Here is a 10,556-nt window from a genome sequence, read left to right as displayed (position 1 = left end):
GATTGACCATTTTTTATTAAGCCTAAAGCGCTACCTTAACTATAGATTGCTTGTGGAATCGGTAGGGCGCGTGCCAATTCGTGAGCTACTTGCTGTGCCGCTAGCGCCAAATCTGTCGCTGGGAGCGGTAGATTCTGTAGCGTTAGATGCCAGTCATCTACTTCTCGGCGCAGATGTGCGACCCATAGAGTCACGCAATCACGTGGCAGCTGTTTTAAGTTGACTTCAAAAGAGCGGTTGCCTTCATCATCGCTGAGATGAATCTCACCCTTTTTAACTCTGGTAAAGGGCTGTCCGTGGTAAGAGTTGGCAATCAAAGCAATGTGCGTGATATGAGCAGGGATTTGATCCAAGTACAGTCTGATTTGCTCGTGATCAAGTGGTGCAAGGTACATTGCTTGATCGCCGCGGTCTTTACCGTTCAGACTGTCGCCTTGGTGGCATATCGATTCGGCTTTGTCACGCAGCTGTTTGAACCAAACGATATCGCTGATGGTGCAATGGTCATCATATAATACGCAAGCCAAATCAAGATCCATCGAGCTTTCGTTTTTTTTAAAGCGTTTTACTAATTTTTTAAATACGCCTTTTTGCTCAATCTTAGTAAATTCATAATTGAGACCAAAAAACAGCGTCCCTGCATCTAGACCCAACCCTCTTAAGCTGTCTGAAAGTAGTGGCGATGGGGTAGTGGTCGACATAGTAATCCTTTGGATGCTTGTTTTTTTATGAATGGGTTAGGTAGCTATATATAAAGGTGTTCGTAAAGGTGGCGTAAAAAAGATTAATTATCATCTAATGTTTTATCTAGTACTGCTTGATGCAGTAGAGCTGGTTTGGCATCCAATAGACCATTACCAAAACCTCGTAACCACCAGACCAGCTGAGAAGTGAGGTTCACCGTTGCTTGTATGGTCAAGGTTTCATCACTATTGATGGTGACAATTTGGTCATCACTGAGCTTACTTTCGGTTAAACTTTTGCCTGCTTGTTTGGTAAATTGTAGCTCAATCGCTGTATATTTGCCATGATTGGGCAGTTGGCTAAATAAGGGGTGGCTAAAGCCCATGCCGCCTGCATCCAGATAGTTATCCAGTTGGAAATTATCAGGCGTTTTTGCCGCGCTCTCTAATATCTCAACACTGGCAAATCGATGTAAGGCAAAGGTGCGAATGATGTTGTCACTGTCATCGATACGGGTCGCGAGCAGATAAATAATCACCCCGCGCTGAATAATGGCGATAGGGTTTAGAGTATATTCGCTGGCTTGGGATTTGTTGCTACGGGTATAACAGGCGTTGATTTGTAATTGATAAAATAAGGCGTGATAAATATTGTCTTTACTGTCTAAATCGATATGCGGGGCAATCAGAGGCTGAGTCGCAGGCTCAATACGAACTCTATCAATCCATGAATGGGTCACTTTGCTATTTTTGAGCTGGCGGCGTGCTAAATCAAACCAAGGAAATAGCTCATCAAGGATAACCGGCGGTAGCAGCTGACTGAGATTGGCTTCCACCATATTAAAGGCAACCGCTTGTGATAAGTTCATATGCGGTAAGCTTTGTAGTGGTGCATCATCTTTCCAGCGCCAACCTTGTGGATTGGCATTGTTTTTTTCGATTGGAAAGCGTTTGGCAAGGGCGTTTAGGTCGCGCTGTACAGTACGCAAACTGATATCAAAACCTGCCAATATCAGCTGTTCATAGACATGGGTTGTGCCGACCCAACGATTACGCTGTAATTGTGACAACACTTGCCACTGCCGCGCTGTTGTTGCGGCGCCGTGACGACTATCCGCAGTATCATCAGCAGCTTTATTGTCTAAAGGCGCAACAGTATTCGCCTCTGCATCGGTTGCGATTTGAAGGTCGAGACTATCAGCATTGGTATGAGCAGTGTCGATATGAGATACAGTCATGAAAAGATAACCTTTGTAAAGTCACGATTATAAAGTCAGCGGGTCATTCACGTTAGTATGAGCATGGCAGGATATCAGAAGATTATCATTACAGAAAAATACCCTAACGTCTAGCGTGCTTAATCTGTGAGGATTTTTTCTATGATGATGTTATTGTCCTCTTTAATGACCTTGTCTTTCTTGGCTACTTTTTTATTATCTTCTTTTTTTTGGCGTTTGGCTTTGCGCTTTTTTTTGGCTTTTTTTTTCGATTTCTTATCGTCAATATCATCATCTGCATTTTGGTTTTCATCCCATAGCATCAAACGACTTAACACTTTACCAAACAGTGTCTCTTTGCGATAGCGACCTTTTTTATTCATCGTATCGATAGGTAAGCCTGTCATCAAGGTAAGCGCTTCATTTAGCGTATGCACGCCATAGATATGAAAGCTGCCCGATTTGACAGCGGCAATGATATCGTCACGCAGCATGAGCTGCTTAACGTTTGCCATAGGGATGACCACGCCTTGCTTTCCGGTTAACTCTTGCTCGCGGCACGCATCAAAGAAACCTGCAATCTTGGAGTTGATGCCACCGACGGCTTGCACTTCCCCAAGCTGATTCATGGAACCTGTAATCGCTAAAGATTGATTGATGGGTATGTTTGCTAAGGCAGATAATAGAGCGCAGCCTTCACTGACGGTTGCGCTATCCCCATCAATATGCGCATAGCTTTGCTCAAAAGCCAGTGCAGCACTAAAGTTTAGCGCATGGTGCTGACTAAATAATGCTCGTAGATAGCTGGTCATAATCAGCATACCTTTGGCATGTAAGCTACCGCCCAAATCAACATCGCGCTCGATATCTAAAATCTCACCAGCACCGATATTTGGCTGGATGACTGCCGTGAGACGGGCAGGCATACCAAACTCACTATCGGCATAACTCACCACGGTTAACGCATTGACTTGTCCAACTGCATCTCCTTGAGTCTGGATAAGCTGTTGCCCGTTTTTGAGTTCATCCCAATAGAGGTCGCGCAAATACCCTGAGCGCTCGTCCATATCTTCAATGGCTTGTATCACGTGCTTGGCACTGACAATATCTTGTCCGCCCAAACGCGCATGGCGGTTGGATTCATGCAACAGCTTAATCAGTAAGTCACTATGTAGACTCAAACGGTCTTGATCTTCTGCTTGCAGGCTTAAATGCTCAAGTAGGGCAGCCTGAGCCCTCCTATCAAACGGATAAAGATTGGCATAATCGATGATGTCTGCCATTTTGCCAACTAGCGCTAGCTCGTGTTCATGAGTACGCACTACATCATCGTGAAAATCAGCACGCACCTTAAACACCGCATCAAACTCGGGCTCAAGCTCTAATAGTTCATAATATAAGTCAGCTTCACCCAACAAAATGACCTTTATATCAAGATCAATCGGCGCAGGCGATAGCGATAAGCTACCTGTTAAGGTCAGCATTTGCTCAAGGCTAGACAGCTTTATTTTACGAGATTGCAGCGCACGCTTAAGACCTTGCCATGCATAAGGATGCTCAAGCAGATGGCTGGCTTCTAATAGCAGATAGCCGCCATTAGCGCGATGTAAAGCGCCCGCACGAATCATACTAACATCGGTAGTGACTGTGCCTAATTGGGTAATTTGCTCAACATGACCTAAAAGGTTTAAATGAGTTGGCAAGTCTTCAAAGATAACTGCCGCACCGCTGTCGGGCTCATGACTAATAATAACATTGACGGCATAGCGGCTTGGCGTTGTGGCGAGTAGCGCTGTCACAAACTCTTCATCGTCACCATTGACGATACGCTCGACATGAGCAACCATATCAGCAAAGACCGTTTTTAAATACTCAACGACCAAGGGTTGAGCACTAAACTGCTCATAAATAGGGGCAAATAGTGGCTGTAGCGCTCGCTCGGCAATATTGCGATGCAATAATTCAATCGCATCATTGGCCTCGTCTTCTAATTGCTCTAAAGCAATGGTCATCTGACTGAGACGCTTTTGCATGTGGTTTTTTTGCGCAAAATTATTCAGTTCAGTCTCATATTCACTGCTGTATGCGCTATTATCAGCTTCAGTATCGCAAATATCGATGCTCGCAGTATCCGCTTTCTTATCGCGATTTAGTATGTTTTTATCTTTAGCAGCAGTGTCACTATTTTCTGTCGCAAGCTGGTTTGGATGAACAAAAACGGCTTTATTGTCAAATGAGCGGAACGTCAACGCTAGGTCATACTGTTTGCCTTCAGCATTGAGCGCATCATAAGCGTGACTTTCTTTTTGATGGGTGTCATTTTTGATGGCTTCAATTTTGTTTTGATACTGATCGCTACGAAAGCGTTGGCTCAGACGTTTTTTGGCTTGCTGCCATAAGTTATTGACCTGTTGTTGTAAGATAGCTGCCTGACCCGCAGGTAAACGCAGTGCCAGTGGTGTACGAGGATCGGTGAAATTGTGGACATAAGCCCAATCATCCGGCGTCGGTGCATCAGCAGCGATAAGTCTGAGCAAGCGACTAATTACGGTACGTTTACCCAAGCCATTTTCGCCCGCTGCAAACACATGGTAGCCACTGGCATGGATATCGAGTGCCGTATGCAATGCCTTTAGCGCCCGCTGTTGCCCAAAACCGATGTCCAAATCTGGCGCGCTACGAGTATCTGCCGGCAATAAGCTGGGTTTACTATAACGTTTAAGCTGGTTTGCTGCGACAAGGCAGCGCTGGGAGACCTCTATAAATATAGGGTGCGGAGTAATAGGTGTATCAGCATAGTCAAGATTATTTTTTTGTTTTGTCAATTTACGAGCAGACTTTTTACGGTTTGAGTGTTTATCCGATGGCTTCTTATCCAATGATTTTTTATTGGCTGACGGCTCTTTAGAGGGATGCTTGTCACTTGAGTCGCTAGCCGGCATTACAGCATCTACGGTGTCGCTGACATCTTGTTGGTCTTTATTCATTGGCGTATTTGGCTGTTCTGTCATAGGGATAGGGTCAGTCGCTTAAAGTTATTAAATGGTGATTGATTTTGAATATTTTTTTGATATAGCTATTGATAGATTAGGGTTCATATTAATAGAACATCTTACTAGATATCGCTATTTTTTAAAGCAGTCATTGAGCGCAATTTTGTATCATAGAACGTAATGTCTTAGCGTATAAATTTTACTCATAGTAACTTTGAAACGACAGTCAAGGCAGAATAACGGCTCAATATAGGCGCAGATAGTATAAGATGGCGTACATTAGCGCAATCTGCAACTATTCAATAAGCAGCCTGCATGATAAAATAGACGGTTCACATGTCAAAACTGGATAAACCCTTGTATGTCAGACTCTACTAAAACTGCTTTATCATCTGCTAACACGGCAAGTATCCGTATTGACCCAACCGGCTTTGTGAAGCTTGGTGACAAGCTGCCGACATTGGCGAATATCTTAGTGCAAGCGATAGATGAGCTGGGTCTGACATTGAGCGCCCAGCAGCAGCGCAGCTTATTATTGTATTTAGACCAGCTTTTATTATGGAATAAAGCGTATAATCTGACCGCGATTACTGATCCAGAAGATGCGCTCATCAAACATGTCATCGATTGTTTGGCTATTATAACCCATTTACCCTCGGGGTCGTTGCTCGATATTGGTACTGGTGCAGGTTTACCTGCAGTGATTATTGCCATTTGTCAGCCTGAGCGCTCATGTACAGCGCTTGATAGTAATCAGAAAAAAATTCGCTTTATTAAACAAGTTAGCAGCGAGCTTGGTTTAAGTAATATGCAGCCTATTGCATCGCGTATTGAGGCGCATGAAGCAAGCTATGATGTGGTCACCTCACGCGCGTTTGCCAGTTTGATAGATTTTGTTGCAGTTGCTAAACCAAGGTTAGCGGACAATGGTCACTTATGTGTCATGAAAGGCAAGGCGCCTAGCGAAGAGGAGCTGCAAGCCTTAAGTAACGACTGGCAGTTTAAGACGATTAAGCTCAAGGTGCCACGTTTACATGATAGTCGTCATTTAATTGAATTATCTTATAAAAATGTCTAAGCTATGCGCACGCCATTCACCATGAAACACTATTAATATGATGGTGAAACGTTATCTATGCCCATGTTTATGACGTCTAAGCGAAGTAACGCATCTATCAAGCTATATTAAATCAGCCTATGCAGAGTCAGGTATGGGCTGTTAATAGCCGCTTAAGATAAAAGAGTGCTTCAGTAAAAAATCAGTAACAGATCCTAATTAAATTGAGTGAGTGTATGGAAATCATAGCGATTGCGAATCAAAAAGGCGGTGTGGGCAAAACCACAACGGCGGTAAATTTGACCGCCAGCTTGGCTGCCAAACGCAAGCATGTACTGCTGATTGATTTAGATCCACAGGGTAATGCCACCAGTGGTACAGGTATCGATAAGAATGAGCTCGCACTAACGATAGCAGATGTGCTGCTTGATGGCGTGTCTTTATCTGATGCTATTGTCAGTAGTCCTGCAGGGTTTGATGTCATCGGTGCCAATCGTGATTTGGCAGGTATGGATATCACTTTGATGAGCAAAACCAACAGCCATGAGTTGTTTAAAACGGCAATGGCAGATTTAATTGATGCGCAAATAGCGGCACAGAAACCTGCTTATGATTATGTGATTATAGACTGCGCCCCAAGTTTAAACTTATTGACTATTAATGCTTTGGTCGCCACTGACGGTGTCATTATTCCGATGCAATGCGAGTATTATGCGCTAGAGGGATTGGCGGATTTATCGCAAACGATAGAGCGCTTGACGGAATTGAATTCTAAGCTATACATTCGTGGCGTGGTCAGAACGCTATTTGATGCACGTAACACGCTGGCTCGCGATGTATCTGCTGAACTAGAAGCACACTTTGGCGAAGTTATGTATACAACGGTTATTCCAAGAAATATCCGTTTAGCAGAAGCGCCTGCTCATGGTTTGCCAGTCATCGCCTATGAGAAATGGTCAAAAGGTTCACGTGCTTATCAGAAACTGGCCGCTGAAGTCATGAAACAAAGTCGTTAGTTATTTGGTTATAAGAGAAAATGATCGATTATAAAAAAATAACGGGTCATCAGAGCAATCAGCCAGATAACAAAACGGTGCATATCGTATTTATTATTGAATTTAAAAACATTTGGCTTTTATTTTAGCGTTAGAGGATAGGTAATCATGGCGAAGAAAAGAGGGTTGGCTGCCAATCGAGGCTTAGACGCCTTATTAGGGTCAATCAAAAAAGAAAAGCAAATTACCGCCTCTGCCTTGCAAGACGATATGGTTGCGCGCGAGCAGGCTGTGCTATCTGATACTGTTAATGCAAAGACGCCTATCAAAACGTCTGAAACCAAGACGTCTGAAACGCCAGTCAATATTAAGTCCCCCAAGTCTACTACCAATACAGCTGCTTCTGAGCCAAAAGATAATAGCCCGCGTAAAGCCCGTGCAGCGCGCACCCTAAATAAAAGTGCTGCCAATGGCAATCGTGTGAACGTGAGCGAAAATAACGGGTCTGAAGACCAAATCAGTTTGGTGCAAATCGATGTTACCCGTTTGCAAGCCGGCAAGTATCAGCCGCGCCGTGATATGAGTGAAACAGCACTTGCAGAATTGGCATCTTCTATTGAACAGCATGGCATTATGCAGCCGATTGTCATTCGTCCATTACTGGCTACTGAAGACAAGAGCGAAGCCTTTGTGACTCATGAAATCATCGCCGGTGAGCGCCGCTGGCGTGCGGCAAAGATGGCAGGCAAATCAGTTATTCCAGCGATTGAGCGTGCTTTGTCAGACGAGCTTGCGATAGCCCTTGCATTGATTGAAAACATCCAGCGTGAAGACCTGTCGGTGATTGAGCAAGCAGCAGCGTTACAGCGTTTTCACACAGAATTTGGTATGAGTCATGCCATGATTGCTGAAGTCGTTGGCAAAGCCCGTACTACAGTATCAAACCTTCTGCGCTTAAATCAATTGCACGACACGGTCAAAGATCATTTGGCGACCAGTGCTCTAGACATGGGTCATGCTCGTACTCTTTTAGCACTATCGTCTGAGCAGCAGCCTATCATCGCTCAAAAAATCATCGATGGTGGTATGACGGTACGTGAAGCGGAAAAGCTTGTTAAATCTATTTTGCAGCCAGCACCAAAAGCCAGTCGCACCGAACAAGCACAGTCTCGTGATGTCGAACGTTTAACACAACGACTAACGGATATGCTCGGCGCTGAAGTGAAGCTTAAGCATAAAAAAGACGGGCAGGGCAGCGTTGATATATTCTTCCACAGTCAAGATCAATTAGCTGCTTTAATTAAGCATATAGAGACACAGGCTTAAGGTATTGAATACCTTTTTCATGCCTATCTAAATACTATTGATGACCGCTAGTTTTATCAAAATATAAAAGAGAGTTGATATGTGGGAGTTGGTAAAAGCGGGTGGTTGGCTGATGACACCTATCGTGTTGTGCTCGATTTTGGCATTAGTGATTATTATTGAGCGTAGCCATACGTTACAGTTTAATAAGGTTGCCCCTAATAGATTGCGTGAGCAGCTGATAACGCGACTCCGTGAAAATGGTGATATCGGTCGTATGCAGCTGATGAATGTCAAAGAAAAGACCGCGCTAGGTGATATTTTAGCGACTGGCTTACTTTATCGTCAGTACGGTTTAGACTCTATGACCATGCATATGCAAAACCGTGCCAGCGTACAAGTGCATCAGTTAGAAAAAAACATCAATATGCTCGGTACCATTGGCGCAATTGCACCATTGCTTGGCTTGTTGGGTACAGTACTGGGTATTATCTCCTCATTCTTAGCAATTACTGATGGTGCGATGCAGGACCCAACGATGCTTGCTGCTGGCGTGTCACAGGCATTGATTACCACTGCTGCTGGTATGATTGTGGCTATCCCAGCACTGGTTGCCTATCGCTATTTTCAGCGCCGTATCATCGACATCAATGCGCAGTTTGAGACGCAAGCGGGGCTAATGATTCAAGAATTATATGACTATCAATTGTTAGAAAATACTCATATTCCTACTGCAACTCAGCATTTTAGTCATGCGTCAGTAGATGATAATATGAAAGATCAGCACTCAAATGAAGGTTTTGGTTTAAATGAAACAGCGACTTTATAGCTGTTTTTTTAGCAGTGCCACACGTAATGGTGTTGTAAAAACCCTATATCGAGCACATTAGCGTCAAATATCGAAGATCACGACTATTGAAGAGAGTGACATGCGCTTTAGAAAACCGACCGTTGAGCCGCTTGAAATTAATCTAACTCCGATGATTGATTGTTTATTGTTTTTAATCATTTTTTTGCTATTAGCGACCTCCTTTAATCACTTTAGCCGCTTAAATATTATTTTGCCTGAAGCGGAAGGGGTAGCACTGACCGAAGAAAAAAACAGTATTGAAGTAGCCGTGCAAGAAGACGGCAGTTATTTAGTCAATGGTATTACGCTTGCCAGTAGCAATGAAGCGGAACTCACCAGTATGTTGCAGCAAGAGGCGGGTAGTAATCGTGATATGCTGTTTGTGATTGCCGCCGATGCCAATGCCACGCATCAATCAGTGGTGCGGGTGATGGATATCGCTGGAAAACTGGGTTTTTTAAATATAAACATCAGCACTGTTGTCCCGCTTGGTCAAGCGTTACCACAATCTGTGTCACCATAATTTTTATGGTAACTGATAAAATGGTAAAGCTTACTAAGCGCTATCATTGCTTTTAAAGATTTTACTGTTTTATCTTATAATCAATTGTCACTACTGCGCCCGTGTATTCATTCCTTTTTCATAGCTAAATTGAGGCTTTTATGAGCCAAGCTTATCGACCTGACTCTAAAAAAACTTCTGCTAAAAATTTATCAGCGGAGTCATCAGGGACGCCTAAGATTAAGACCTTATTGCGTCTATTGAGTTATCTTAAACCGTACTGGTGGGCGTTAATATTAGTAATCATAGGGTTTGCAATTAATGCGGCGACAGAGATTTGGATTGCCAAATTACTGCAATATATTACCGATGCGATTAATCAAAACGATCGGAGTAAACAAGCCTGGTTTCCCGCCCTAATTGTTATGTTGTTCTTTGTCCGCGGTGTGGGAAGCTTTTTGGGTAACTATTACTCAGCATTAGTATCGCGTAATCTCGTGTATGAGATACGTGTAGAGGTGTTTAATAAGCTACTACGTTTGCCAAGCTCATTTTATTTGGCTAATTCTTCTGGCACTATTTCATCCAAGCTTATTTTTGATGTAGAGCAGGTGACGGCAGCCAGCACAGAGTCGATGAAAACCTTGGTACGTGATGGTTTGACAGTCGTAGCTTTGATAGGTTTTTTACTTTATACAAACTGGCGCTTAACTTTGATTTTATTTTTGGTGCTACCACCGATTTTATGGTTGGTTAATTTTGCCTCCAAACGCTATATGAGACTCTCCAAAGGTATTCAGGAAACCATGGGCGGTGTCAGTCATATAACAAATGAGGTTGTTGGTGGCTATCACGTGGTTAAAAACTATGGTGGTCAAGCTTATGAGTCGCAGCGCTTTGATGAGGTATCAAAAAAGAATCTGCGTCAAGGTATGAAAATAGTCGTTACCAATA

At 43.5% G+C, this 10,556-nt stretch carries 9 protein-coding genes; 6 read left to right on the top strand and 3 right to left on the bottom strand.

Annotated elements, in window-relative coordinates; all coding sequences use genetic code 11:
• Positions 1-35: 35 nt before the first annotated feature.
• The 3 genes from VLN09_RS04365 to VLN09_RS04355 form a co-directional block, all read right to left on the bottom strand.
• A complete protein-coding gene (locus tag VLN09_RS04365) occupies positions 36-701 on the bottom strand; it encodes a TerD family protein (RefSeq protein ID WP_325244045.1) in 666 nt (221 codons plus the stop codon).
• A gap of 83 nt (positions 702-784) precedes the next feature.
• Complete coding sequence (locus tag VLN09_RS04360) at positions 785-1,921, bottom strand: helix-turn-helix transcriptional regulator (protein WP_325244043.1); 1,137 nt, start codon at positions 1,919-1,921, stop codon at positions 785-787.
• A 119-nt stretch (positions 1,922-2,040) separates the two neighbouring features.
• Positions 2,041-4,911, bottom strand: coding sequence for an ATP-binding protein (locus tag VLN09_RS04355; RefSeq protein WP_325244041.1), 2,871 nt, complete (start codon positions 4,909-4,911; stop codon positions 2,041-2,043).
• Positions 4,912-5,254: 343 nt separating this feature from the next.
• Here VLN09_RS04355 and rsmG point away from each other — a divergent pair, with 343 nt between their 5' ends.
• The 6 genes from rsmG to VLN09_RS04325 all read left to right on the top strand — a co-directional run.
• Complete coding sequence (rsmG, locus tag VLN09_RS04350; RefSeq protein WP_325244039.1) at positions 5,255-5,971, top strand: 16S rRNA (guanine(527)-N(7))-methyltransferase RsmG; 717 nt, start codon at positions 5,255-5,257, stop codon at positions 5,969-5,971.
• A 215-nt stretch (positions 5,972-6,186) separates the two neighbouring features.
• A complete protein-coding gene (locus tag VLN09_RS04345; protein WP_325244037.1) occupies positions 6,187-6,966 on the top strand; it encodes a ParA family protein in 780 nt (259 codons plus the stop codon).
• Between the two features lie 147 nt (positions 6,967-7,113).
• Complete coding sequence (locus tag VLN09_RS04340) at positions 7,114-8,271, top strand: ParB/RepB/Spo0J family partition protein (protein ID WP_325244035.1); 1,158 nt, start codon at positions 7,114-7,116, stop codon at positions 8,269-8,271.
• 79 nt (positions 8,272-8,350) lie between these two features.
• On the top strand, positions 8,351-9,079 hold the full coding sequence (locus VLN09_RS04335; protein WP_325244033.1) for a MotA/TolQ/ExbB proton channel family protein: 729 nt from the start codon (positions 8,351-8,353) through the stop codon (positions 9,077-9,079).
• 100 nt (positions 9,080-9,179) lie between these two features.
• A complete protein-coding gene (locus VLN09_RS04330) occupies positions 9,180-9,623 on the top strand; it encodes a biopolymer transporter ExbD (protein WP_325244031.1) in 444 nt (147 codons plus the stop codon).
• Positions 9,624-9,763: 140 nt separating this feature from the next.
• A partial coding sequence (locus tag VLN09_RS04325; protein WP_325244029.1) for an ABC transporter transmembrane domain-containing protein occupies positions 9,764-10,556 on the top strand: 793 nt, incomplete at its 3' end.

Origin of the sequence: Psychrobacter sp., assembly GCF_035469765.1 — a bacterium.
Classification (GTDB): domain Bacteria; phylum Pseudomonadota; class Gammaproteobacteria; order Pseudomonadales; family Moraxellaceae; genus Psychrobacter.
This window is presented reverse-complemented; position numbering and strand designations above follow the sequence as displayed.